Raw genomic sequence first — 24253 nt, forward strand, 5'->3', positions numbered from 1 at the left:
AACCGCTCGTCAAGAAGCCGTCTGGCCGCACCAGAGTAGAGGCACGGTCACCGCGACCGCTCGCCAGGCGCGTACCCCGGTGTGCGACGCCGCCCGCCCCGGCGCAGCCCGACGGGGTACCGCCGTAACGGCGTGTCAGCCGGTGTCAGCCGCCGCCGTTCTTGAGACGGCGCAGGAACTCGTCGGACAGGCGTTTTTGCAGTTCGGCGAGTTGCTCGGGGGTGTAGCCGTTGAGGTCGACCTCGCCCGGCGGCGACGTGGCCTGCTCCTTCGGTTTCTGCTTCTCCTGTTCCCGGCGATTGAGTTCGGCTTCCTCCGGCGAGCCGGGCGCCGCGTACGCGCACCTGATGAGTGTCCCGTCGGCGGCTTTGAGGCAGGTCGCCTCGCGACCGGCCACCTGACCCCGGCCCTCCACCCGGTAGCGGATGTTCTGTTCGCTCCCGATGGTGGCGGTCCACGTGCTGCCGCCGGTCGGGACGACCTCGAACACCCGGTCCTCGTTGTAGCAGCAGACGTCCCGGTACTCGGCCTTGACCAGCTCGACGAGTGCCTTGGGCGACGACCACGTCGGGTTGAGCCGGTGCACCGTCATCGGGGCCAGACCGCCGCCCTGGTGGCGGGTCGGGACCGTCGACACGGCCACGACCGAGCTGGCCTCGCCCTGCGGCGTGAGGGGGGTGACGTACGCGCTGTTCCCGGTCGCGTCGCGGTACCGGAGCGTGAACTCCGAGTCGTTGCCCTCGTTGGCGCCGTCCTCGGAGGCGTCCCAGCCGCTGCGCTCGAACCACCAGTCGCTGAAGCTGCCGACCGCGGCCGTCCCCTCGCGCTGCCGGGAGGCGAGGCTCAGTGGATACGACGGGCCGGGCACCGCGGCCGTGTCGGAGGTGATCGTGACCTTTCCGGTCCGTCCGTCGTAGAGCGCCACCCCGGCGGGGCGTTCGGTCACCACGAGGATGCCGGTCTGGCGCTTGAGGGGGACGACCACGATCGGGGTACCGCCCGAGCAGGTCACGTAGGCGTCGGACGCCTCGAAGCGCACCCAGCGCTTCCGGTCCGAGATCTTCCGGCCGAGGTTGTGGGTGAACCAGCCGCCGATCCGCGCGTCCGCCCGGTCCACGTCGAACGCACAGCGTTCCTGGTTTCGGCTGTTCCCGCCGAGGGGGATCTCCTGGACCAGGCCGACCTCGTATCCGGCCAGCCACCCGCGCCGCTCGACCAGGGTCGCGAACCGGTCCGAGTCGGGCAGGTAGGTGACGTCCGAGATCTCACCGGTCACATCGCCCAGGTGCGGTGCCGCCTGGGCCTTGCCGACGAGGTAGGGGGCGCGGGGCGTCAGCTCGGGCACCGGCTCGGACACGACCCGGACGTCGTGCATGTACTCCCGGTCCTGGAGGTACGCGCCGTATACCAGCCACCAGATCGCGAGGCCCAGGCCGAGGACGCCGCCCAGCCAGGCGAGGGCCACCGCCGCGGCTCCCCCGGCCGCGCCGCCCCGTTTCCCTCCGGACGGCTTCCGGCGGAGCGTCCTCGCCCCGAGCCAGAGCACCCCGGCGGTGACCGCCGCCAGGAGTGGCACGGCCAGCCAGGCGAGCATCTTGCGAAGCTCCCAGACCACGATCGTGGTGTAGTACGAGCCGTACCAGAGCGCGAGACCCGCCAGAACCATCCCCGTGCCCCACCGCAGTGCCCGGCCCATCAGCGCCCCCCGACGTCGTTTCCCCGATTGTCCACGCCGCGTCCTCGGGTGTCAGCAGTCCGGGACCACGTGTGCCCGCCCGGCGAGCGGGCCGGGTGGGCGGGACAAGGCGGCGGAGGCGGCGCGGATCAGACGATGCCCTCGGCGATCTCCGCCTGCTCGCGGGCGTTCCCGTAGGCCGCCGGGGTCCCGTAGGAGCGTCGGGCGACGAACCACCACACGGTGGCGAGTACGAGTACCACCGCCAGGGCGTACACCGCGTAGTTCATGGAGTCGACGGTGACCGGCGACTTCTGAGGCAGGCAGAACAGGACGGTGACCACCGCCACCCAGACCACGGCGATCCAACCGATCGGCCTGCTCCAGCGGCCCAGGTTCCACGGGCCGGGCCGGAAGCGCTTGCCGGCGCGCAGCCTCAGGTAGATCGGGATGGCGTAGGCGGGCGTGATGCCGATGACGTTGATGGCGGTCACGGCCCCGTAGGCGGTGGCGGACCAGAGCGACGGCAGGGCGAGCACGCCCGCGACGACGACCGACAGCCAGACGGCGGGGACCGGCGTCTGCGTACGGCCGCTGACCTCGCGCCACAGGGACGAGCCGGGGAGCGCGTTGTCGCGGCTGAACGCGAAGACCATCCGGCTCGCGGCGGCCACTTCGGCGTTGCCGCAGAAGAGCTGCGCGACGATGACGACGAGGAGCAGGGCGCCGGCGCCGCCGGAGCCGAGGGCGTCGAGGAAGATCTGGGCGGGCGGGACTCCCGTGGCGCTGTTCTGGACGGCCGCGTAGTCCTGGATGGCGAAGGTGAGCCCCGCGAGGAGGGCGAATCCGGCGATCCAGGAGACCCAGATGGACCGGACGATGCCCCGGGCGGCGGAGACGGAGGCGTTCGAGGTCTCCTCCGAGAGGTGTGCGGAGGCGTCGTAACCGGAGAAGGTGTACTGGGCGAGCAGCAGACCGATCGCGGCCACGTAGAGCGGGTTGGTCCAACCGGTGTCGTTGACGAACTCGGTGAAGACGAACGAGGGCGAGCGGTGGTGGTCGGGAACGACGGCCAGGGCGCCGACGATCAGCGCGACGCCGCCCAGGTGCCACCAGACGCTGACGGAGTTGAGCACGCTGACGAGGCGGACGCCGAAGAGGTTGAGCGCGGCGTGCAGCAGCAGGACGCACAGGAAGATCAGGAAGGTCGAACCGGAGGTCGGTACGAAGCCGAACTGGAGGTTGAGGAAGGCTCCGGTGAACAGGGCGGCGCCGTAGTCGATCCCGGCGATCGCGCCGAGCAGGCCGAGGAGGTTCAACCAGCCCGTGTACCAGCCCCAGCGGCGACCTCCGAGCCGGTCGGCCATGTAGTAGAGCGCCCCCGATGTGGGGTAGGCACTGGTCACCTCGGCCAGGGCGAGACCGACGCAGAGCACGAAGAGGCCGACGCCGGCCCAACCCCACATCATCACGGCCGGACCGCCGGTGCCGAGCCCGAAGCCGTAGAGGGTCATGCACCCGGAGAGGACGGATATGACGGAGAAGCTGATGGCGAAGTTGCCGAATCCGCCCATCCGACGGGCGAGGACGGGCTGGTAGCCGAGCTCCCTGAGCCGTTCCTCCTCGTCCTGTGGGTGTGGGGCGGTGCGGCCCAGGTGGGCCGCCCATTCGGTTCGCGACACGGTGGTACCTCCGGGTGGGTGGTGGGGCACGGGGACGGTGAGCGGGGCGGGGAGCCGGGGGGATGGTCAGTCCCGGCCGGCCAGGCTGCGGGACCTGGCCTGCAGGAACACCTCCTCGGCCAGTGCCTGGTCGGCCGGCGAGCGGGTCCGGTAGGCCCATGGCGCGGGGGTCCAGTAGGGGCCGATCGCGTCGAGGACACGGGCCGCCTCGTCGAACCGGAGGGCTCCCCACAGGGCGTGGGCGAGGTGGTTGAGGTCGAGCGGGGAGGCGTACCGCGGGTCGGCGTGGTGGAACCAGCGCTCCAGGGCGTGGCCGGCGTCGCGGGCGGCGTCCTCGGCGACCCAGTGCAGGTCGAGGGCCCTGTCCTGGCCGCGTTCGCGGCGGTAGCGCTCGACCCGCACATAGAGCGGCAGGACGTGCGCGGTGGACCCGGAGGGCGCGGAACCGGCGGCCCAGTAAGCGAAGTTGGCGGCCTCGGTGAGCGGTCCGGGGTTGCCCGCGTACACGAACTGGAGCATCCGGTGGTACGCCTCGCGGTTGTTCGGGTCACGCTCTTCGACCTCGGCGAGGATGCCCCAGGGGCCGGGGGGCAGCATCGGGCCGGGCGGCGGGAGCCGGTGCTCGTCCATCCGGCGCTGTTCGTCGAGGGGCGCGAGGGCGAGCAGGCAGACCCACGGCACAGGGTCGGCGGGGCAGAGACCGGCGGTGTCCCGGCAGGCGCTCCAGGCTTCCTGCCAGAGCTCGTGGGTGCGGGGGTGTCCGGCGCGGTGGGCACGGACGGCCCGTTCGACGGTGACGCGCGTGTGCATCACGGCCGCGGCGACACTGCGCGGTTCCTCGGTGAGCCAGGCCTGGACCACGTCGGAGCCGGCGGCGACCGCGGCGAGGACCTGGGTGCGCTGGGTCCACAGCCCCCATCCGTCCGTCCGTTCCAGCAGACGCGCCATCGACACCCAGCGGCCGGTGCGCAGGTCCTGCACGGCGACGCGCAGTTCCTTGTCGTGGCCGGCGGGGTGGTAGACGGGCCGGAAGTCGCCGCCCGCCATCACCTCGTCCCGGTCGACGGGCGGCCCTGTAGGGTGCGTCCTGCGGTGGTCGTGGTCATCGGTCCTCGGATCGCGTAGGGAGCTGGGTCCGTCCGGCGCCGGACCGCGGCGCTGCGGCCGTACCGTGCCGTGCCATGCCGGGAAGCACGAGAGCCGCGCGCGAAGCGCGCTCTGCGTCCTCGACGTCGACCCGCGATCGACGTCCTTCCCGTTGATCGGCGATCACTATAGGGCGACGGGACGGTTACGCATCCAGATTCTTGTTCGAACGCAAGTAACCGGCCACGAGAGCCATATGACTTTGCGTCAGCACCTCCACCGGACGCCGGGCGGATCTTGACGAGCGAGGTCGGCTGATGGAGGCTTCCGAGCGACGATCCGACGATGGAGGCGATCGCGAGGATCGCGACGACCAGGACGCGAACGCGCGAACGATCGCGACGCACGGCAGGACGGAGTGGTGATGACGGGCCCGGTGCTCGCTGTGGACCAGGGCACCTCGGGAACCAAGGCCCTCGTCGTCTGCCCCGTTCGCGGGGTCATCGGATCGGCCTCCGCGCACGTACGGCCCCGCCACCTGCCGGGCGGACGGGTCGAGGTCGATCCCCGCGAGCTGCTGGACTCGGTCGTCGACGCCGGGCGGGCGGCACTGGCCGCGGCCGGTGAGCCGATCGTCGCCGTGGGCCTGGCCAACCAGGGCGAGACCGTTCTCGCCTGGGACCCGGCGAGCGGTGAGCCGCTCACCGACGCCATCGTCTGGCAGGACCGACGGGCCGCACCGCTGTGCGCCGAACTGGCGCCGTACGAACCCTGGTTGCGCGAGACGACCGGCCTGCCGATCGATCCCTATTTCGCCGCGCCCAAGATGGCCTGGATACGCCGCCACCTGACCCGGGACGGCGTCGTCACGACCAGCGACGCGTGGCTGGTACATCGCCTCACCGGTGCGTTCGTCACCGACGCGGCGACGGCGGGCCGCACGCAGTTGCTCGACCTCGACACCGTGCGGTGGTCACAGGCGGCGCTCGACGCCTTCGACCTCGGCGGGGAGCGTCTGCCCGAGATCGTCGACGCGGACACCCACGTCGGTATCACCACGGCCTTCGGGCCCGCGCTGCCGCTGACCGGGCTGCTCGTCGACCAGCAGGCGGCGCTGCTGGCCCAGCGCGCCACCGAGTCCGGCATCGCCAAGTGCACGTACGGCACGGGCGCGTTCCTGTTGGCGCAGACCGGCCCGCTCCCCCGCCGCAGCACCCGCGGCCTGGTCGGTTGCGTGGCCTGGCGGCTCTCCGGGCGCACCGACTACTGCCTGGACGGGCAGGTGTACACGGCCGCCTCCGCGGTCCGCTGGCTGACCGATCTCGGCGTGATCTCCGGGGCCGAGGACATCGACAGCGTGGGTGGCGGCGTCCGCGACGCGGGCGGCGTCACCTTCGTCCCCGCGCTCGCTGGGCTCGCCGCCCCGTGGTGGCGGGGCGACCTGCGGGGCTCGCTCACCGGCCTCGGGCTCGACACCACGGCCGGCCATCTGGTGCGCGCCCTGTGCGACGGTATCGCCGCCCAGGTGGCGGAGCTCGCCGACGCGGTCGCCGGCGATCTGGGCGCGCCGCTCACCACCCTGCGCGTCGACGGAGGCCTGACCCGGTCCGCGCTGCTCATGCAGACCCAGGCGGACCTGCTCCGGATCCCCGTCGAGGTGTCGGCGCTGCCGGACGCCACCGCGCTCGGCGTCGGCGCGGTCGCCCGGTTGGGGCTCGACCCGACGCTCACCGTCGAGGACGCCGTCCCGGAGTGGAAACCGTCCGCCGTCTACGAGCCGAGGGCCACCGCCGGGCAGGCCGAGGAGCGCCGCGCCCGGTTCCGTACGGCGGTATCGGCGCTGCTCGACGGCCCCGCATGACCGTCGAGGACCGCGGCGCCCGGTCCGGCGGACCCCGGTGAGCGTCACCACCGGCGGCCCGATGCCCGGCGGGGAATACGACGTGACGGTCGTCGGCGCCGGGGTGGTGGGCTCGGCCATCGCCCGCGAACTGTCCCGGCTCCCTCTGCGGATCGCCTTGGTCGAGGCCTCCGACGACGTCGGCGAAGGCGCCTCCAAGGCCAACACCGCCATCCTCCACACCGGTTTCGACGCGGTGCCCGGCTCGCTGGAGGCCGGGCTCGTCCGCGAGGGACGACGGCGGCTCGCCGCGTACGCCACCGACAGCGGAATCCCGGTGGAGCCGCTCGGGGCTCTCCTCGTGGCCTGGGACGAGGAGCAGGCGGCGGCGCTGCCGGGCCTCGCCGACAAGGCCGTGCGCAATGGTTACCGCTCGGCTCGTGTCATCCCGGCCGAGGAGGTACGGGCCCGCGAGCCGGAGCTGGGCGCCGGCGTGCTGGGGGCTCTCGACGTGCCCGGGGAGTCCGTCATCTGCCCCTGGACGACCACACTCGCCTACGCCACACAGGCCGTCCGCGCCGGCACCGACCTCCACCTCGGCTGCCGGGTCGAGTCCGTCGTCCCGGGCGATCCGCACGTCCTGCTCACCGGCCGGGGCCCACTGCGCACCCGTCACCTGGTCAACGCCGCGGGCCTGTACGCTGACGCGGTCGACCGGCTCCTCGGCCACGCGGACTTCACCGTGACGCCCCGGCGGGGCCAGCTGATCGTCTTCGACGAACTGGCCCGCCCCCTGGTGCGGCACATTCTCCTGCCGGTGCCGGGAGCGCTCGGCAAGGGGGTGCTGGTGACGCCGACGGTGTACGGGAACGTGCTGCTCGGGCCCACCGCCGAGGACCTGGACGACAAGACGGCGACGGGATCGTCCGCCGAGGGGCTCGCGCTGTTGCGGGAGAAGGGCCGGCGCATACTGCCGGCGCTGCTGGATGAGGAGGTCACGGCCGTGTACGCCGGGTTGCGGACCGCCACCGGGTCCGAGGACTACGCCGTCCGGGCCCATCCGGAGCAGCGGTACGTCACGGTGGGCGGCATCCGCTCGACGGGCCTGACCGCCTCCATGGCCATCGCCGCCCATGTGGTCGCCCTGCTCGCCGACGGCGGCCTGCCGGTGACCGGCGCCCGGGAGTTGGAGCCGGTGCGGATGCCCAACCTGGGCGAGGCCTTCCCCCGGCCGTACCGGGACGCGGAGCTGATCGCGGCGGACCCGGAGTACGGCAGGATCGTCTGCCACTGCGAGCGGGTGACGCGGGGGGAGATCCGCGACGCGCTCGCCTCCACCGTCCCACCAGCCTCCTTGGACGGCCTGCGGCGCCGCACCCGGGCCCGGGCCGGTCGCTGTCAGGGCTTCTACTGCGGCGCCTCCGTCCGCGCGCTGTTCGAGGAGGGACGCCGGTGAACCGTGCGGTCGACGTCCTGATCGTCGGCGCCGGGCCCGCCGGACTGGCCCTCGCCGCCCGGCTCGCGGGTGCGGGCGCGGGGCGGGTGGAGGTCCTGGAACGCGAGCGGGAGGCGGGAGGCGTGCCGCGCCACTGCGACCACGGCGGGTTCGGGTGGCCGCCCCGCCCCTGGCTGCGCGGGCCGCGGTACGCGCGGCAGGCGGTGCGGGCCGCGGTCGGGGCGGGGGCCTCGGTCCGTACGGGCGTCACCGCGACCGGTTGGGCCGGCCCGCTGTCCCTGGAGACCACGAGCCCGGCCGGGTTGGAGCGGATCACGGCCCGCGCCGTCGTCCTCGCCACGGGCGCCCGGGAGCGCCCCCGCAGCGCCCGGCTGGTGCCGGGCTCACGTCCGGCGGGGGTGCTGACCACCGGGGAGTTGCAGCAGTCGGTCCACTTGTACGGGCAACCGGTCGGTCGGCGGGCCGTGGTGGTGGGCGCCGAGCCGGTGGCCCGGCACGCGGTGCGGACGCTGCGCCGGGCCGGCGCGGAGGTCGTGGCGATGGTCACCGGGCACTCGCGCGGTGCCGCCCCGCCGGGCGTCGCACTGCTCACGTCGACGTCGGTGACCGAACTGCACGGCCGGGGCCGCCTGTCGGGCGTGTCCGTGCGCCACGGGGACGGCCGGTCGGGCGTCCTCGCCTGTGACACGGTGGTCTTCACCGGCGATTGGGTGCCCGACCACGAGCTGGCCCGCCGGGGCGGCATCGGCCTGGACCCCGGTACCCGCGGCCCGTGCGTGGACGCGTCGTTCCGTACGTCGTCGCCCGGTGTCTTCGCGGTGGGCAACGCCCTGCGCGGTGTCGAGAGCGCCGCCACGGCCGCCGCGGAGGGAGCAGCGGCGGCCGTGGGGGTGCTGGCCCACCTGTCGGGCGCCCCCTGGCCGGAGCCCGGTCCGCCGCTGGTGGTGCGGGCGCCGCTGGTGTGGGTGGCGCCGAACCGGGTCACGGGACTCGCCGAGCGGCCGCTGCTGCTGCGCTCCGGGGAACCACTGACCTCCCCGGTGGTGACGGTCGACCAAGACGGCCGGCTGCTGTGGCGCCGTCGGTTCCCGGGTCGGGTGTCACCGTCGCGGTCGCTGAGGCTGCGACCGGGATGGACGGCCCGCGTCGACCCGGCGGGCGGCCCGGTGACGATCGCGCTCGGCTGACCGCGAGCCCGGGCGGTGACCCCCGCCGCCGTGCGGGACAACTCCCGCCCGCCGCAAGGCGATCGCCCCACCTGCCGGCCGGGTGGCGCCACTCGTTGGCCTATCATCTGTTCGATTCCCGCCGCCCCTGCCGCCGAGGCGCGGGCGGTGGTTCATGACGAGAGGCAACGAACACTTGCGATTGACAGGCAAGCACCGGATATCCATCCTCGCCGCGGCGGCGGCCACCGCCGCGGTCGCGGGCAGTCTCCAGCTCACCTCCAGCGCCTTCGGCACGGAAACCGCCGAGGACGCCTCCTCGGAGGTCGTCGGGTCGGCGACGCCGCCGCCCGTGCGGGACGTCGACTCCCACCTGGAGGACTCCGGCGTCCACGGCGGTGACGGCACGACCTTCAAGGGCGGCGTCATGTCGCTCGGCGCACCTGTGTCCCGGTCCGCGCCGAGGTCGGCCGCGGCGGCCGCGCCCGCACCGCCCCAGGGCGAGGGGTGGAAGCTGAGCGGGGCGACCAAGTGGCTGCAGACCGGCTACACCATCAAGTTCTACGACCAGAAGTCAGCGGACTGGCTGGCCCCGTACGTCCGGGCCACCGCCGCCGACCTGCACCGCATCACCAACCTGCCCGTCACCGTGGACACGAGGCCCGTCGGCTGGGACTACGTCCGGCCCCGGGGCGAGGTCGTCATCGGGATCGCGCACCGGCCGTGCGTCCCGCCGGAGGAGGGCGGCAGCATGGGCAGCACGGGCTGGAAGGTGGTCCGCGACGGCTCCGGCGCCGCCAACCTCAGCTGCGGCTTCACCAGTTCCTCCCTGCCCGAGACGGTGACCAGCGGACACGCCTACATCGACGACGAGTTCTTCACCGCGGACGGCAAGCCCACCGCCGCGATGGGCGAGACGTACATGCGCAACCACGTCAGCCATGAGATCGGGCACACCCTGGGTCTGACGCACGCCAACCGCAGCCTGAACAAGAGCGACTGCGTCAAGGGCACCGACTCCGGCGAGTTCCCGGTCATGTGCTCGCCGACGTACGCGTACCAGGACAAGCGCGCCGGCACCTACGTCCAGCAGTTCGACGTACAGGGGCTGCGGCTCCTCGCCTCCGGCGCGGGCGCGGACTTGGCCCCGCAGGGCAAGGTGACCGGCATCGGCTCCAAGTGTCTGGACGTCAAGGGCGGCAAGGCGACCAACGGCACTCAGATCCAGCTCTACACCTGCAACGGTTCCGTGGCACAGTCCTGGATCCTGGGCAAGGACGGGACGCTGCGCGCGCTGGGCAAGTGCCTGGACGACGCGCACAACGCGAGCACCAACGGCAACAAGATCAGTCTGTACGACTGCAACGGCACCCCGGCGCAGCGCTGGTCCGTCAACGGCAAGGGCCAGATCGTCCACGTGGCGTCGGGCAAGGTCCTCGACGTGACGGGTGGCTCGACCGCCAACGGCACCGCCGTCCAGCTCTACACGGCGAACACGAACAAGCGTCAGGTCTGGGTCACCCCGAAGTGATCCCGACCGCCGCCGCCCGTGAGGGGCGGCCGGCCGGTTGACGCCCCGAGCGGCCCGAGCCCCGGCCGCCGCGCCCGGCGCGGCGGCCGGGGCCGCGGTGTTCCCGGGCACGGGCGGCCCCGGGGCCGGGGCGCGTGCGCGGGACGGTGGCACCGCCCAGGCGGGCCCCGGGACTCGACCCGGGGCCGACCCGGCCCGAGCAGGGGCGACCCGGGGCCGATCCGGGGGCGGTCAGCCGTCGCCGCGGCTCGCCCGGGGACGCTGGCGCAGCGCGATCCGATTGCCGTCCGGGTCCACCGCCTCGATGCGGACCCCGAAGGGGTAGTCCTCCGGTTCGGCCTGCTCGAAGGCCACGCCGCGGGCACGGAAGGTCTCGAAGTCCTTACGCAGATCGTCCGATTCGAGGAAGACGGGGCCCATCGCGGTACCCGCCGCCGGCGCGTCGGCCCGCCCCGGGGCGGCGGCCTGCGACCAAAGGACGATCTCCACGGGGCCGCCCGGGACGCCCACGGTGAGGAAGCGCCCGTCGGGGCCCGTGTAGTCGACTCGCTTCTCCAGGCCGAGCTGCTCCGTGTAGAAGCGCAGGGCGCGGTCCTGGTCGGTGACGTTGAGCGTCACGTACATGATGTTCGTCAGCATCGTCCGGTCCTGTCCGTTCGTTGGTCGGTCTGTCGCACGGGCGGGCAACCGGCCTGGCCGGGGAGGCGAGTTCGCCGCCCCGGGGCGGGCGTCGCGCCGCTTCGTCACCCCCCTGACGGACCACGACGGGAGGATGTGACGGCCGGACGGAAGGAACCCCGTGCGGCAGTCAGGCCGACAGGGCCTCCCCGCCGTCCTCGGCGTCCTGCGCACAGGCCGCGACCAGGGCGTCCAGCGACAGGTCCAGCGCGTGGGCCAGGGCCGCCACGGTGAAGAAGGCCGGGGTCGGGGCCCGACCGGTCTCGATCTTGCGGAGCGTTTCGGCGGACACCCCGGCCGCCGCCGCCACGTCCACCATGCTCCGGTCACCACGGGCCAGACGGAGGAGGGCGCCGAAGCGCTCTCCGCGTTGCCGCTCCTGCGGACTCAAAGGAACTCTCACCATGGACGTGATACTAATACCGGTATAAGTATTGGGTAGCATCGCACCGCGGGAGTGGCGACACATGATGGAGATCAAGACCGACACGGCACTGGAGGCGATGCGGGAAGCCGGACGCGTCGTGGCCAACGCGCTCGCCGCCGTGCAGGCGCAGGCGGCCGTGGGCGTCCGACTGCGGGAGCTCGACGAAGCCGCGCGCACCGTCCTGACCGCGGCCGGCGCGCGCTCGCCGTTCCTGGGTTACCAGCCCTCCTTCGCCCCCGTACCCTTCCCCGCCGTCATCTGCGCCTCGGTCAACGACGCGATCGTGCACGGCGTACCCGACGACTACCGGTTGCGCGACGGCGACCTGGTGAGCATCGACTGTGGAGCCGAGCTCGACGGCTGGACCGGCGACGCCGCGGTCAGCTTCACCGTCGGCACCGCCCGCCCCGCCGACCTGGAGCTCATCGCCGCCACCCGGCGCGCGCTCGACGCGGGCATCGCAGCGGCCCTCGTCGGTCACCGCGTCGGGGACATCTCCCACGCCATCGGCACGGTCGCGCGCGAGGCCCGCTGCGGCATGCCGGTCGACTTCGGCGGCCACGGCATCGGTCGCAGCATGCACGAGGAGCCACACATCCCGAACCACGGGCGACCCGGCCGCGGGCCCCGCCTGCGCCACGGGCTGGCACTCGCCATCGAACCCATGCTGATGGCCGGGGGCCGCAACGACTACCGCACCGACGCCGACGGTTGGACGCTGCGCACGGTCGACCGCAGCCGGGCCGCGCACATCGAGCACACGGTCGCCCTCACTGAGGACGGCCCTCGCGTCCTCACCCTGCCGTGATCGCCCGATCCCGGGGCCGGGCGGGGGCGGGCCGGGGGCGGCAGGACGGCGGCCGACCGGCAGCCGCCCGACCGGCGGCGCCGTTCAGGACCCGGTCTCGGCCAGGACGCCGATCTTGTCAACGCGGTGCTCGGGGTTGTTCTGCGCGTCCCGCCAGTGGTTGCCCGCCGCGTCGTCCTCGGGCGTGAGGCAGGTGGACACGGTGATCATGGCGCCGGACGGGGACGTCCCGCTGGAGCCTGGAACCGCGGCGCGTTGCTCCTCCATGGAGGACGGTGACCGGAAGGACGTCGTCCGAGTGGTCGTGATGACGTACCGGTACCTCACGCCGCCCGCGGTGACGAACACGGAGTCGCCCTCGGACAGCGACGGCAAGGCACCCAGCGGACCACCCGCGACGCTGCGGTGGCCGGTGACGATGTAGTTGCCCACGTCACCGGGGCCGACTCCACCGCCGGGGCCGTACGGGCTCGCGGCCACCCCCTGGTCCTGGATGCGGGTACCGGACGCGTCATCGGGGCTTCCCTGATAGGGCACGACCGGAAGCCCCGAGAGGCCGATGGCCGGTATCGACAAGGTGGCTTCCCGGATGTCGGTGACGGCCGCGGAAGGCGCCGCGTCAACGCCGGACGGCCGGGCCGCGAGTCCGCCGGGTACCGCCAGCAGGACGGCGAGGGACACACCCGCGAGTGCCGATGGCACGCCGCGCGAAACATGGAACGGACGAGGGGACATGGCGGTTTCCAATGTCTGCCGGGGTCGTTCGGGCAAGCCGGCCGGTCGACCCTTCCAGCGTGGCACAGCGCGTGGTGCACGGCGCGGCGTGCGGCGGGACGGGGTGTGCGCGCCCGGGTGGGGGAGGTGAGCGGCGGCGGGGTGGACGAGGGGTGAATGAGCGGTGGATGAGGGCCCGGAGACGGTGGGGACTGGCCGGAAAGAGCCGGTGGGGCGGCGTAGAAAGAGACCGGATCGGGGTGTTCCGGCCCTGGGGGCGGCCGAGCGGAGGAAGGGTGTTCCACCGCATCGCCAGCCCAGTCCCGACCGGACCGCGGAGGCCCCATGGACCCCGTCCCGACTACGCCCCAACCACCCGTCTCTCGCGAGGAGTTCGCGTCCGAACTGACTCGCCTGAGGGAGAAGGCCGACCTCACCGTCCGCGCCGTCGCCGCGCGCGTCGACGCACCGGGCGCCCACAGCACCATCGGCGGCTGGTTCGCCGGTCAGAACCTGCCGTCGATCGGCTCCCTCCCCTTGTTCCGGCGGGTCCTGCACGTCTGCGGGGTCACCGATCCGGCAGAGATCGAACGCTGGTTGGAACGGCTCGCGGAACTTCGCCGTTCAAGGGTCCTGCGCGTCGCGGGAGGCGCGTCCCCCTATCGGGGGCTCGCGGGCTTCGAGGAGCGGCACGCCGACTGGTTCTTCGGCCGCGATCACCTGCGCGCGGTCGTCGTGGAGCGGATCCTCTCCGAGGGCGCCGGTGTGCCCCGGCTGCTCGTCGGCGCCTCCGGGTCCGGCAAGTCCTCCCTCCTACGGGCCGGGGTGCTGCCCGTCCTCCGGGGCGAGCACGGCTTCACTCCGCTCCTGCTGGTGCCCGGCCGTGACCCGATGGGCGCCCTGGCCTCCGCCCTGCCCGCGCAGTGGAAGGCACGGGAGGAGCCGAAGTGGGCGGACGCGGCGGGCGATCCGCTCGAACTGGCCGCGCTGTTACAGGCGTCGGCCGCGCGGGAGGCCGTACGCGTCGTGGTGGCGGTCGACCAACTGGAGGAGGTGTTCACCACCTGCGCCGACCCGGGCGAGCGGGATCGGTTCCTGCGGTGCCTGGCCGCCCTCCCCTCCCCCGACGTCCGCGTCGTGGGATGCCTGCGCGCCGACTTCTACGGCCAGGCCCTCGCCGAACTCCCCCTCGCGGCGGCCCTGCAGAACGGCCAGACGGTCGTGGGAGCGCTCGGCGAGGACGAGATCCGCGCCGTCGTCGGCGGGCCCGCGGCGAAGGCCGGTCTGGTCCTGGACGAAGGATTCGTCGACTTACTCCTCGCCGACCTGCGGGACTCCGGCCCCGGCTCGCTGCCGCTGCTGTCCCACGCGTTGCTGTCGACCTGGGAACGCGGGCGCGGCGCCACCTTGACCATCGCCGACTACCGGGCGGGAGGCGGGATGGCGGCGGCCGTCTCCGGGACCGCGGAAGAGGTGTACTCCGGGCTGACCGAATCCGAGTGCGCGCTGGCACGGCAGTTGTTCCTGCGGATGGTCGCCGTCGGGGACGGAGTGCCCGACACGCGCAGACTCCTGCCGCTGCCGCCGCCCACCGGTCGGCCCGATCGGGCCGGGCAGGTGTACGCAGTGCTGGAGCGCTTCGTCGACCGGCGCCTGGTCACGCTCGACGGCGACGGGGCGCGGATCACCCACGAGGCGTTGCTCCGCGCCTGGCCGCGGTTGCGCGGCTGGATCGACACCGACCGGGCGGGGCAGATCGTATGGCAGGACCTGACGCGTGACGCGGACCGCTGGCTCGCGCACGGCCGCGATCCCTCGCTGCTCTACCGGGGTACCCGGCTGGCCGTGGCTTCGGGTTGGGCGCGCGACAGTGGACGGGCCGCGGAACTGGACGCGCGGGAGAGCGGGTTCCTCGACGCGAGCCGCGAGGCGGAGGAGGTTCGCGTCCGACGCGAGCGGCGCGGGGCTCGGCGGATGCGCCGGCTGCTGGTGCTGCTGTCGGTGCTGATCGTCCTTTCGGGCGCGCTCACCGGCGTCGCCGTGGTCCAGCGCCGTGACGCGGAGAGACAGCAGGCCGTCGCCCTGTCCCGGCTGGTGGCGGCGCGCGCCGAACGGCTGCGGGGCAGCGACCTCGCCCTCGCCGCGCAACTCGCCCTGGTGGCGTACCGTACGGCGCCCACGGCCGAGGCACGGGCGGCTTTGATGGACGCCTCCGCGTTGCCGGCCGTGACCCGGCTGCTCGCGTTCCGGGGTGTCGTGCAGGCGGTGGCCCTCAGCCCGGACGGGCAGACCCTCGCCGCGGGGGGCCTGGACCACCAGGTCGCGCTGTGGGACCTGCGTGATCCGGAGCGTCCGAAGCCGCTGGGTACGGCGCCGGTCGCGTTCGCGGACACCGTGTACGCGCTGGCCTTCAGCCCGGACGGCCGGCGGCTCGCGGCCGGGTCCGGGGACGGCACCGTACGGGTGTGGGAGCCGGCGGGCCCGACCCCGGCGGCGAACCCGGCACGGGTGTTCAAGACATCGGACTCCGCCGTGTACGGGGTCGCGTTCGCCCCGGACGGCAAGGCGCTGGCCGCCGCGGGCGCCGACGGCGGCGTCCAAGTGTGGCCGGACTCGGCGGCTCCCGGCGCGGGAGGAGGCTCGGGGCCGGCGTCCACCGCCGCCGAGGCCGACGGCTCCACCGCCACCACCACGACCACCGCGACCACCGGCGTCCAGCGGCTCACCGGATTCACCGGGGCGGTGCACGCCGTCGCGTTCCGGCCGGGCCCCGGCCCGGCGCTGCTCGCCGCGGGGGGCGCGGACGGCTCCGTACGCCTGTGGGACCTCGCCGATCCGGGCCGGCCGCTCCCCTATGGGCAGCCGCTGACCGGGGCGGCCGGCCCGGTGTTCGCGCTGTCCTTCAGCGCCGACGGCGCCCGACTGGTCGCCGGGAGCCAGGACCGGTCCACGCGGGAGTGGACCGTACCCGCACCGGGCTCCGACCCGGCGGCCCCCGCGGTGATCGGTGGGGCTCCGGCCGCCCCCGACGGGCCGGCCAGTTACGTCAACGCCGTCTCCTACAGCCCTGACGGGCAGTGGCTGGCGACGGGCAGCGCGGACAACCAGGTGCGCCTGTACGACGCGCGGACACGCGCCCTCGCCGCGGTGTTCCCCCACCCGGGACCTGTCACCTCGCTCGCGTTCCACCCCGGCGGCCGGCAACTGGTGACGGGCGCCGCCGACGGGACCGTACGCCTGTGGCATCTTCCTCCCCGCCCGTTGCGCGGCTTCCAGGGCACGGTCAACGCGATCGGGTTCGCGCCGGGCGGGAAGCTGCTCGCCGTCGCGGGGCGCGACGTACAGCTGTGGGACGTCTCCGATCCCTGGACCCCGCGCCCCGTCGGGCCGCCCCTGACGAATCCCACGGGATACTCGGCGACGGTCTCCTTCACCCCGGACGGCCGCACCCTCGCCGTCGGTGGCCGGGAGGGCAGGCTGTGGCTCTGGGACGTCTCCCGCCCGGACCGCGCCGTGACCTACGGCGAACCGCTGACGGGCGGCGCCGGAACCATTCAGTCCGCGGCCTTCGACCGGACCGGCCGGATGCTCGCCGTGGGCAGCGAGGGGCGGACCGTGCGCGTGTGGGACACGGCGGACCCGGCGCGACCCCGGCTCTCCGCCGAGTTGTCGGAGCCGACGAACTACGTCAACTCGGTGGCCTTCAGCCCGGACGGACGGCGGCTCGCCGCCGGCACGGTCGACAAGCAGGTGCTGCTGTGGCGACTGCCGCCGGCCGGCGGCCGACCGGTGGCGGAGTCCACCCTGCGCGGGCCCGGCAGCTACGTCATGTCCGTCGCGTTCAGCCCCGACAGCCGGACCCTGGCCGCCGGCACGGCGGACCGGGACGTGTGGTTGTGGGACGTGAGCGGGGACAAGCCCCGTGCCGCCGGGCCGACGCTGACGGGGCCGAGCGGCTACGTGTACGCCCTCTCGTTCGGCCCGGAGGGCAAGACGCTCGCCGCGGCCGGTACGGATGGCACGGTGTGGTTGTGGGACACCGCCCACCCCGCCGGCGCCGCCGACCCCGGGCGTCCTCGGGTCGGCGCCGTGTTGAGCGGACTGGGCGGCAAGGCGTACGCGGTCGCGTACAGCCCGGACGGGCGCTCCCTCGCGGCGGGCGGCGCGGGCCCGGTGGCCCTGCTGTGGACACGGGACGAGGAGGAGATCGCCCGGCACGTGTGCGCGCGGGCCGGGACGGCCGTCACCGCCCAGGAGTGGGCCAAGCTCGTTCCCGGTCTGCCGTACGCGCCGCCGTGCCGGTGAGCCGGTCACGCCGGGCCCGGGGTGTACGGAGTTGTACGGAGCGCCGTACGGGCATGGTCGACCTGCGGTTTCGTCCTTCCCCCGGCCGCCGCCGGGATGGCTCTCTGGTGGAGCGCCGCCGGGTCCGCCGGGGCGCCGCACCACCACCGTGAGTCTTCCGAAGGAGAACGACGATGCGCATGACGACCACCACCCCGCGGTCCCGGGCCGGACTGGCCGCCGCCGCGGCAGCCGTGGCGCTGACCGCTCTGCTCGCCGGCGCCGGCGGCGCCGACGCGGCCGGCAGCTACATCTCCTCGAACAGCGGCGGGGCGAACGAGCGCACCTGCGCCGACACCGGGTGCGGTTCGCTCGGTTACCTGTCCAACGGCACGGGCGTCACGATGCTGTGCTGGCTGGACAGCCAGTGGGTGTACCCGCCGAGCTCCAACTACGCCTCCAACCGCTGGTTCCGCGTCTCCGGCCCCGTGGGGACCGGCTACGTCCACTCGTCACTGGTGGCCGGCCAGACCAGCGTCGGACACTGCTGACGCTACTGCTCCGTCGAGGGGTTCTCCGCCGTGTGCAGGGCTTGGGCGGCGATGGTGATCGCCTCTTGGTCGTGACCCGCGGCCTTCGCCGTCCGGGCCTGGCTCAGGGACACACCCAGCAGTTCCTTGGTGTGTTCCGGCAGGGAGCGGGACGCCAAGGTCTCTTCCAGTTTCCGGATGGTGTCCGCGGCCAAGTCGTCGGGCATCGGGCGGCCTCTCGTGCTCGTGGGTCACGCGCGTGGACGCGTATCCGTCGATCGCTTCCCTCGCTCGTTTCCGTCGATCAAGGGTTGTGACGGTGCCACGCCACGGCCGACGGAACAAGGGGCCGGCGACCGAACCACTCTCATGCGTGACCGGGGTGACCTCCCCGGCCCAGCGCGAGCCCGCCGCGGGGTGACCCGCGGCGGGCTTTCCGCGCGTCCCGCGCCGCCCGCCCGGTGGCACGTTCGCACGGGGCTTCGCCCCTCGGGCATGTCTTCCAGCCGTGGGACCGGTTCCACGCAGGCCCTCATCTGCGGGTTTACAGTCCCCGGTGCTTGCCTTTGCGAAGGTTTTAGGACGCGGGGACCGCCTTCAGTTTGCGTGGAGCAACCAACTACTTCTACGGTTGCCTAGAGCAACGAAACGGGAGGCGTGATGGCGGAGCGCACGCAGTACGAGGAACTGGCTCGCGAGCTCAGCGCCATCGGCGCGGTCAAGAGGGACATGGCGCGGATACTGCCGCACGACTGTCCCGCCGGTTCCGCCGCCGTCCTGACCCTGCTCGACCGGCACGGCGACATGCGGATGAGCAGGCTCTCCGAGCTGCTCTCCGTCGACACGTCGGTCACCAGTCGCCACGTCACGCACGTCGCGGACCGCGGCTGGATCGAACGGTCCCCGGACCCGGGCGACCGGCGCTCACGCATTTTGCGCCTCACCCCGGCCGGGCAGGAGCGGCTCGACGAGCTCTCCCGGCGCACGTCGCAGCTTCTCGCCGAACGGCTGAGCGACTGGTCCGACGACGAGGTCGGCGGCCTGATCCGGCTCATGACCCGGCTGCGCACGAGCTTCGGCGACTGCCGCTCGACCGGGCGGCTCCCGCACGCGAACGAACCGACCACCCGTACACCCGCATAAGAACGTTAGGAAGCCCATGGCAACGACCACACCAGCCGGTGTGCGGGCCTCTCACGCCAAGCACGGAGGCGGCGGCGTCCACGAGCACGCCCCGATGACGCACCGGCAGATCATGGAGGCTCTCTCCGGACTGCTGCTCGGCATGTTCGTGGCGATCCTGTCCTCCACGATCGTCTCCAACGCCCTCCCCCACATCATCGGCGACCTCGGCGGCGGCCAGTCCGCCTACACCTGGGTCGTCACGGCCGCCCTGCTGTCCATGACGGCCGCCACCCCCCTGTGGGGCAAGCTCTCCGACCTGTACAGCAAGAAGGCACTGGTCCAGATAGCGCTGGTCATCTACGTGCTGGGATCGGCCGTCGCCGGCATGTCCCAGAACGCGGGCATGCTGATCGCCTGCCGCGTGGTGCAGGGCATCGGCGTCGGCGGCCTGTCCGCCCTCGCCCAGATCGTGATGGCGGCGATGATCTCCCCGCGCGAGCGTGGCCGTTACAGCGGCTACCTGGGGGCCACCTTTGCAGTCGCCACCGTCGGCGGCCCGCTGCTCGGCGGTGTCATCACCGACACCGACTGGCTGGGTTGGCGCTGGTGCTTCTACGTCGGCGTCCCCTTCGCGATCATCGCCCTGATCGTCCTCCAGAAGACCCTCCACCTCCCCGTCGTCAAGCGCGAGGTCAAGGTCGACTGGAGCGGCGCGTTCTTCATCTCCGCCGCCGTCTCCCTGCTCCTGCTGTGGGTCACCTTCGCCGGCGACAAGTACGACTGGCTGTCGTGGCAGACGTATGCGATGGTCGGAGGCTCGCTGGTGCTCGGCGCGCTGTTCGTCCTCGTCGAGTCGAAGGCCCGCGAGCCGATCATCCCGCTGCGGCTGTTCCGCAACCGGACCATCGCCCTGTCGTCGATCGCTTCCCTGTTCGTCGGTGTCGCCATGTTCACCGGCACCGTCTTCTTCAGCCAGTACTTCCAGCTCGCGCGTGACAAGTCCCCGACCATGTCGGGCGTGATGACGATCCCGATGATCGCCGGACTGTTCGTCTCCTCCACCGTCTCCGGGCAGGTCATCACCAAGACCGGCCGGTGGAAGGCGTGGCTGCTGTGCGGTGGCGTACTGGTGACGGCGGGCCTCGGCCTGCTCGGCACGATCCGCTACGACACGACGTACTGGCACATCGCGATCTTCATGGCGCTGCTGGGCCTCGGCATCGGCATGATGATGCAGAACCTGGTGCTCTGCACGCAGAACCAGGTGGCGCCGTCCGACCTCGGCTCCGCCAGTTCCACGGTGACGTTCTTCCGCTCCCTCGGCGGTGCGATCGGTGTCTCCGCGCTCGGCGCGATCATGGCCAACCGGATCACCCACTACGCCAAGGAAGGGCTCGCCACCCTCGACCCGAAGTACGCGGCCGCCGCGGGGCAGCAGAGCTCCGGCAGCAGCATCCCGGACATGAACAGCCTGCCCGGCCCCCTGCGCACCGTGATGGAGAGCGCGTACGGCCACGGCATCGCGGACGTGTTCCTGATCGCCGCGCCGCTCGCGCTGATCGCCTTCCTCGTGACGCTGTTCATCAAGGAGGTCCCGCTGCGGACGTCGGGCGGAATGGCGCAGGCGTCCCAGGCCGCGCAGGCCGCGCGGGAGACCCAGGTCTCCCGGGAGGTCCCGGCTCCCCGTGCCGAGGCGGAAGCGGACACCCAGGCCGAGGGCCCGACTCTCGCGGACGCCGCGTCGCCCGTGGCCGCGACGACCGACGCGGGGGCGGGGTCCCTGCCCGACGGCGTCCCGGTACGGGGCCACGTGCGCGGGGCCGAGAACGCCCCCGTGCCGCAGGCCGCGGTGACCCTGATCTCGCTCGCGGGACGCCAGCTCGGCCGGTCGGTCGCACAGGCCGACGGCGCGTACGCCGTCAGCGCGCCGGGCAGCGGCTCGTACGTGCTGATCGCGGCCGCCGACGGGTTCCAGCCGCGGGCCTCGACGATCGTCGTCAACGGCGAGCCCGTCGCCTACGACATCCTGCTGAGCGGGACGAGCGGTCTGAGCGGCGTCGTACGGACCGCCGAGACCGGGACCCCGGTCGAGGGCGCCGTGGTCATCGTGACCGATGTGCGCGGGGACGTGCTGGCCGCCGGAGGCACGGACGGACAGGGCGCGTTCGGCTTCGCCGAGCTGGTGCCCGGCTCCGTGACCATCGCCGTGAACGCCCCCGGGCGCCGCCCGAAGGCCCTGCACGTCGAGGTAGGCGGGGCGGGCGTCACCCGGGTCGAGATCGAGCTGAGCTCGGGCGCCCAGGTGCAGGGTGTCGTCCGGGCGCCGGGCGGACCCCTCGGCGACGCGCGGGTCACGCTGGTCGACGCCGCCGGCAACGTGATCGCCACCGCGCGGACCGGCGCGGACGGCGCGTACGCCTTCACCGACCTGGACAGCGGCGACTACACCGTCATCGCGACGGGGTACCCGCCGGTGGCGACGGCGCTGACCGTGAGCGGTCGCGGCGTCGACGACCACGACATCGAGCTCGCCCACCCCGGCGAGTAGACGGGCGCCGGTCCGTGGGGCGCGTCCCGAGAAGGCGCGCCCCACGGACCGGTTCTCTTTTTCGGCTGACTCGACATGCTTCAGGGAGAAAACGGGATGGGACTCACCGCACGTGTCCGCACGCGGGACGGATGGGCCGTGTCGCACGCGGTCGTCACGGTGACGGACATGACGGGCACACAGGTCGTACGCGCGGAAGCCGACGCCGAAGGCGCCGTGCGCGACACCACCGCGCTGGCGCCGGGCGCTTACACGGTCATAGTCACGGCGGTCGGATACGCGCCCACCGCGTCGAGCACGATCGTGACGGCGAGCGGGCGCGCCGAGATCGGCAGTGTGGTCCTCGCCCGGCAGGGGGGCTCCGAACTGCCGCCGCCGGGACCGTGGACCATCGACCCGGCGCACTCGTCGGTGGCGGCCGTCGCCCAGCACCTGGGCATCTCCAGCGTGCACGGCCGCTTCACCGACTTCGCCGGTCGGATCGTGATCGACCCGCGGGACGTGACCGCGTCCCGGGTGGAGGCGGTGATCAAGGCCGCCTCCATCGACACGGGCAACGGCATGCGGGACGGGCACCTCAAGTCGCCGGACTTCCTGGACGTGGAGGCGTACCCGGAGATCACGTACCGCTCGACGGGGCTGACCCCGGCCGGCCCCGACCGCTGGACGGTCCACGGCGACCTCACCCTGCGCGGCGTCGTACGCCCCGTCGACCTGGCCCTGGCCTACTCGGGCACCGGCGCCGACCCCTGGGGCGGCACGCGCGCCGCGTTCCGTGCCACCGCCGAACTCCACCGCGAGGACTTCGCGATGAACTACAACCAGGTCGTCCAGGCGGGGATCGCCGCCATCGGCGCGACGCTGAAGGTGGAGCTGGACATCCAGGCCGTGCGGGGTGAGTCACTGCCGCGGGCCTGACCAGAGGCCGGGGTCCCCGGTGCGCGACGCCGCGGCGCCATCGGCAGGCGGGGGCCGGGCCCGGGCGGCGTGGCGGCCTCCGCCGGTGGGCCCGGGACGCGGTGCCGCTCCTCGCGGGTCCGGGGCGCCTCAGCGCGGGGGCGGCACGTCGAGTCGGGCGTAGCGGCCGGGTGTGGTGCCCACGACGCGTTTGAAGTGTCGGGTGAGGTGTGACTGGTCGTAGAACCCGGCGGCGGTCGCCGTTTCGCCCGGCGGTCGCCCGTCGAGCAGCAGCCGGCGCGCCCGGTCCACGCGGCGCGAGGTCACGTACTGATGCGGTGCGATGCCGAAGGCGTTGCTGAAGGCGCGTACGAGGTGGGTGGGGTGGGCGTGCAGGAGACCGGCGGCCTCGCTCAGGGTGAGGGGTTCGAGCAGCCGTTCGTCGAGGAGTTCGCGCAGTGCCCCGGCGACGCCCGGGTCCGGCCGTGGGGCGCGCCGGGGCGCGGGGCGCAGGTGCGCGCGCAGCCGTTCGGCGATGAGGGCCAGGCGGCTCTCCGCCTCGAACGCGTCGCCCGGGTGCTCCAAGGCCGTGTGCAGTCGCGCGACGCGGCTGCGCAGGATGGGATCGGCGAGGTCCGGGGCGTCCACGGCGGGTCCGATGAGGCCGGCGTCGAGGTGGGTCATGTCGAGGTAGAGCACGCGTTTGCGGAAGCCGCCCGTGGTGGCGGGTGAGCCGTTGTGCGCCACCTGCGGCGGGAGGAGGCTGACGGTGTCGGCCGGGGTGGCGCGTTGGTGGCGGTCGAGGTCGTAGCGGACCGCTCCGTCGTCGACGATCAGCAGGGTCCAGGCGTCGTGGACGTGCATGGGGTAGGCGTGTTCGGTGAAACGGGCGTGGAAGACCTCCACGACGCCTGCCACGGAGGGGCGCCAGGCCGAGGTCTCCTGCCTGGGCGTCATGCAAGGAACGTACAAGACGCGGACGGTGTCCACCACGCAGTCTCGAGGCATGAGAATCATGAACGAGACCGACCCCGGCACCAAGACCGGGACCGAGGCCGGGGCAGGGGCAGGGGCCGGGACAGAGGTCGGCCCCGGCATCGGCGGCGGGGACGCGCCCGTCCGCTTCGACACCAAGATCGCCGTACTGCTGCGGGACGACCTGGAGACCTGGCAGCGGCTGAACGTCACCGCGTTCCTGGTCAGCGGGCTCGGCACGGCTTCGCCCGAGGTGATCGGCGAGCCGTACGCGGACGCCGACGGCGCCGATTACCTGCCGATGTTCCGTCAGCCCGTGCTGGTCTTCGAGGCGACGAAGGAGCACCTGACCGCCGCGCACGGCCGCGCCCTGTGGCGGGCGCTGCCGACGGCCGTGTTCACCTCGGACCTTTTCGGTACGGGCAACGACCGCGACAACCGGGCGGCCGTACGGGCGGTCGGCACGCAGCAGCTCGACCTGGTGGGGATGGCCGTGTACGGGCCCCGCAACGCGGTGGACAAGGTCCTCAAGGGCGCGCGCATGCACCCCTGAGCCGGTGCAGCGGGGAAAGAGCCGTCAGCCTGGGTTGACGCCGCGACTTTGTCAGCCCAGACTGACACCCATGGAAACCGGAGAGCTGACAGAGCGCCTCAGGTCACACGACCCCGCCGTGGGACTACGGGCGGTGGGAGCCCTGCACCGACTCGCCGAGCAGGTCGAAGCGGCAGCCGTCGCGCGCGCCAGGCAGCAGGGCTGGTCCTGGGAGCAGATCGGGGACGCCCTCGGGGTGTCCAGGCAGTCCGCACACGCCAAACACGGGAAGTGAGACC

General features: G+C 73.2%; 20 protein-coding genes. 12 read left to right on the forward strand and 8 right to left on the reverse strand.

Annotation, left to right across the window (positions count from 1 at the left end):
* Positions 1 to 145: 145 nt before the first annotated feature.
* The 3 genes from E6R62_RS27050 to E6R62_RS27060 form a co-directional block, all read right to left on the reverse strand.
* Positions 146 to 1666 (reverse strand): hypothetical protein, encoded by a 1521-nt coding sequence (locus E6R62_RS27050; protein WP_240801930.1) that lies wholly within the window; start codon positions 1664 to 1666, stop codon positions 146 to 148.
* Between the two features lie 158 nt (positions 1667 to 1824).
* Positions 1825 to 3357 carry an amino acid permease gene (locus tag E6R62_RS27055; RefSeq protein ID WP_240801931.1) on the reverse strand — a complete coding sequence of 511 codons (1533 nt, stop codon included), beginning with the start codon at positions 3355 to 3357 and terminating at the stop codon, positions 1825 to 1827.
* 66 nt (positions 3358 to 3423) lie between these two features.
* Positions 3424 to 4404, reverse strand: coding sequence for a hypothetical protein (locus E6R62_RS27060; protein WP_136216095.1), 981 nt, complete (start codon positions 4402 to 4404; stop codon positions 3424 to 3426).
* 463 nt (positions 4405 to 4867) lie between these two features.
* Between E6R62_RS27060 and E6R62_RS27065 the strand changes: the two genes are divergently transcribed.
* The 4 genes from E6R62_RS27065 to E6R62_RS27080 all read left to right on the forward strand — a co-directional run bounded on the left by E6R62_RS27065 (position 4868) and on the right by E6R62_RS27080 (position 10436).
* Positions 4868 to 6304 carry an FGGY family carbohydrate kinase gene (locus E6R62_RS27065; RefSeq protein ID WP_136216096.1) on the forward strand — a complete coding sequence of 479 codons (1437 nt, stop codon included), beginning with the start codon at positions 4868 to 4870 and terminating at the stop codon, positions 6302 to 6304.
* A 37-nt stretch (positions 6305 to 6341) separates the two neighbouring features.
* On the forward strand, positions 6342 to 7739 hold the full coding sequence (locus E6R62_RS27070; protein ID WP_136216097.1) for an FAD-dependent oxidoreductase: 1398 nt from the start codon (positions 6342 to 6344) through the stop codon (positions 7737 to 7739).
* The gene (locus tag E6R62_RS27075; RefSeq protein WP_136216098.1) at positions 7736 to 8926 is read left to right on the forward strand and encodes an FAD-dependent oxidoreductase; all 1191 of its coding nucleotides are present in this window, start codon (positions 7736 to 7738) and stop codon (positions 8924 to 8926) included. Before E6R62_RS27070 ends, E6R62_RS27075 begins: the two co-directional genes overlap by 4 nt.
* 181 nt (positions 8927 to 9107) lie before the next feature.
* Complete coding sequence (locus E6R62_RS27080; RefSeq protein WP_240801932.1) at positions 9108 to 10436, forward strand: ricin-type beta-trefoil lectin domain protein; 1329 nt, start codon at positions 9108 to 9110, stop codon at positions 10434 to 10436.
* A 231-nt stretch (positions 10437 to 10667) separates the two neighbouring features.
* Here the strand turns inward: E6R62_RS27080 and E6R62_RS27085 are convergent, their stop codons facing one another.
* Both E6R62_RS27085 and E6R62_RS27090 read right to left on the reverse strand, forming a co-directional pair.
* Positions 10668 to 11075 (reverse strand): VOC family protein, encoded by a 408-nt coding sequence (locus E6R62_RS27085; RefSeq protein WP_136216100.1) that lies wholly within the window; start codon positions 11073 to 11075, stop codon positions 10668 to 10670.
* A gap of 169 nt (positions 11076 to 11244) precedes the next feature.
* Positions 11245 to 11520 carry a helix-turn-helix domain-containing protein gene (locus E6R62_RS27090; protein ID WP_136216101.1) on the reverse strand — a complete coding sequence of 92 codons (276 nt, stop codon included), beginning with the start codon at positions 11518 to 11520 and terminating at the stop codon, positions 11245 to 11247.
* A 61-nt stretch (positions 11521 to 11581) separates the two neighbouring features.
* On the opposite strand from E6R62_RS27090, the gene map reads away from it, so the two are divergent.
* Positions 11582 to 12349 (forward strand): type I methionyl aminopeptidase, encoded by a 768-nt coding sequence (map, locus tag E6R62_RS27095; RefSeq protein WP_136216102.1) that lies wholly within the window; start codon positions 11582 to 11584, stop codon positions 12347 to 12349.
* An 84-nt stretch (positions 12350 to 12433) separates the two neighbouring features.
* On the opposite strand, the gene E6R62_RS27100 is transcribed toward map, so the two are convergent.
* Positions 12434 to 13051 carry a sortase gene (locus E6R62_RS27100; protein ID WP_306432474.1) on the reverse strand — a complete coding sequence of 206 codons (618 nt, stop codon included), beginning with the start codon at positions 13049 to 13051 and terminating at the stop codon, positions 12434 to 12436.
* 357 nt (positions 13052 to 13408) lie between these two features.
* On the opposite strand from E6R62_RS27100, the gene E6R62_RS27105 reads away from it, so the two are divergent.
* Both E6R62_RS27105 and E6R62_RS27110 read left to right on the forward strand, forming a co-directional pair.
* Positions 13409 to 17368 (forward strand): PD40 domain-containing protein, encoded by a 3960-nt coding sequence (locus tag E6R62_RS27105; protein WP_136216104.1) that lies wholly within the window; start codon positions 13409 to 13411, stop codon positions 17366 to 17368.
* A gap of 173 nt (positions 17369 to 17541) precedes the next feature.
* Complete coding sequence (locus tag E6R62_RS27110; protein ID WP_136216105.1) at positions 17542 to 17898, forward strand: hypothetical protein; 357 nt, start codon at positions 17542 to 17544, stop codon at positions 17896 to 17898.
* Between the two features lie 2 nt (positions 17899 to 17900).
* Here the strand turns inward: E6R62_RS27110 and E6R62_RS27115 are convergent, their stop codons facing one another.
* A complete protein-coding gene (locus E6R62_RS27115) occupies positions 17901 to 18104 on the reverse strand; it encodes a hypothetical protein (protein WP_136216106.1) in 204 nt (67 codons plus the stop codon).
* A 433-nt stretch (positions 18105 to 18537) separates the two neighbouring features.
* Between E6R62_RS27115 and E6R62_RS27120 the strand changes: the two genes are divergently transcribed.
* The 3 genes from E6R62_RS27120 to E6R62_RS27130 all read left to right on the forward strand — a co-directional run bounded on the left by E6R62_RS27120 (position 18538) and on the right by E6R62_RS27130 (position 22468).
* Complete coding sequence (locus tag E6R62_RS27120) at positions 18538 to 19020, forward strand: MarR family winged helix-turn-helix transcriptional regulator (RefSeq protein WP_136216107.1); 483 nt, start codon at positions 18538 to 18540, stop codon at positions 19018 to 19020.
* Between the two features lie 16 nt (positions 19021 to 19036).
* Positions 19037 to 21550 carry an MFS transporter gene (locus E6R62_RS27125; protein WP_136216108.1) on the forward strand — a complete coding sequence of 838 codons (2514 nt, stop codon included), beginning with the start codon at positions 19037 to 19039 and terminating at the stop codon, positions 21548 to 21550.
* A gap of 96 nt (positions 21551 to 21646) precedes the next feature.
* Complete coding sequence (locus E6R62_RS27130; RefSeq protein WP_136216109.1) at positions 21647 to 22468, forward strand: YceI family protein; 822 nt, start codon at positions 21647 to 21649, stop codon at positions 22466 to 22468.
* Positions 22469 to 22597: 129 nt separating this feature from the next.
* Here E6R62_RS27130 and E6R62_RS27135 read toward each other — a convergent pair whose 3' ends face one another.
* Positions 22598 to 23404 carry an AraC family transcriptional regulator gene (locus E6R62_RS27135; protein ID WP_136216110.1) on the reverse strand — a complete coding sequence of 269 codons (807 nt, stop codon included), beginning with the start codon at positions 23402 to 23404 and terminating at the stop codon, positions 22598 to 22600.
* A gap of 49 nt (positions 23405 to 23453) precedes the next feature.
* On the opposite strand from E6R62_RS27135, the gene E6R62_RS27140 reads away from it, so the two are divergent.
* Positions 23454 to 23975 (forward strand): DUF2000 domain-containing protein, encoded by a 522-nt coding sequence (locus E6R62_RS27140; protein WP_240801933.1) that lies wholly within the window; start codon positions 23454 to 23456, stop codon positions 23973 to 23975.
* Positions 23976 to 24045: 70 nt separating this feature from the next.
* Positions 24046 to 24249 carry a helix-turn-helix domain-containing protein gene (locus E6R62_RS27145; protein WP_136216111.1) on the forward strand — a complete coding sequence of 68 codons (204 nt, stop codon included), beginning with the start codon at positions 24046 to 24048 and terminating at the stop codon, positions 24247 to 24249.
* The last annotated feature ends 4 nt before the right edge of the window (positions 24250 to 24253 follow it).

It is taken from the genome of Streptomyces sp. A1136 (assembly GCF_004795055.1).
Lineage (GTDB): Bacteria > Actinomycetota > Actinomycetes > Streptomycetales > Streptomycetaceae > Streptomyces.

What these genes read in the sequence shown, in the direction of transcription:
- E6R62_RS27050 (WP_240801930.1), bottom strand. Translation starts at nt 1,666, where the DNA reads ATGGTTCTGGCGGGTCTCGCGCTCTGGTACGGCTCGTACTACACCACG.
- E6R62_RS27060 (WP_136216095.1), bottom strand. Translation starts at nt 4,404, where the DNA reads ATGGCGGGCGGCGACTTCCGGCCCGTCTACCACCCCGCCGGCCACGAC.
- E6R62_RS27065 (WP_136216096.1), top strand. Translation starts at nt 4,868, where the DNA reads ATGACGGGCCCGGTGCTCGCTGTGGACCAGGGCACCTCGGGAACCAAG.
- E6R62_RS27085 (WP_136216100.1), bottom strand. Translation starts at nt 11,075, where the DNA reads ATGCTGACGAACATCATGTACGTGACGCTCAACGTCACCGACCAGGAC.
- E6R62_RS27090 (WP_136216101.1), bottom strand. Translation starts at nt 11,520, where the DNA reads ATGGTGAGAGTTCCTTTGAGTCCGCAGGAGCGGCAACGCGGAGAGCGC.
- map (WP_136216102.1), top strand. Translation starts at nt 11,582, where the DNA reads ATGATGGAGATCAAGACCGACACGGCACTGGAGGCGATGCGGGAAGCC.
- E6R62_RS27105 (WP_136216104.1), top strand. Translation starts at nt 13,409, where the DNA reads ATGGACCCCGTCCCGACTACGCCCCAACCACCCGTCTCTCGCGAGGAG.
- E6R62_RS27110 (WP_136216105.1), top strand. Translation starts at nt 17,542, where the DNA reads ATGCGCATGACGACCACCACCCCGCGGTCCCGGGCCGGACTGGCCGCC.
- E6R62_RS27115 (WP_136216106.1), bottom strand. Translation starts at nt 18,104, where the DNA reads ATGCCCGACGACTTGGCCGCGGACACCATCCGGAAACTGGAAGAGACC.
- E6R62_RS27120 (WP_136216107.1), top strand. Translation starts at nt 18,538, where the DNA reads ATGGCGGAGCGCACGCAGTACGAGGAACTGGCTCGCGAGCTCAGCGCC.
- E6R62_RS27125 (WP_136216108.1), top strand. Translation starts at nt 19,037, where the DNA reads ATGGCAACGACCACACCAGCCGGTGTGCGGGCCTCTCACGCCAAGCAC.
- E6R62_RS27130 (WP_136216109.1), top strand. Translation starts at nt 21,647, where the DNA reads ATGGGACTCACCGCACGTGTCCGCACGCGGGACGGATGGGCCGTGTCG.
- E6R62_RS27135 (WP_136216110.1), bottom strand. Translation starts at nt 23,404, where the DNA reads ATGACGCCCAGGCAGGAGACCTCGGCCTGGCGCCCCTCCGTGGCAGGC.
- E6R62_RS27140 (WP_240801933.1), top strand. Translation starts at nt 23,454, where the DNA reads ATGAGAATCATGAACGAGACCGACCCCGGCACCAAGACCGGGACCGAG.
- E6R62_RS27145 (WP_136216111.1), top strand. Translation starts at nt 24,046, where the DNA reads ATGGAAACCGGAGAGCTGACAGAGCGCCTCAGGTCACACGACCCCGCC.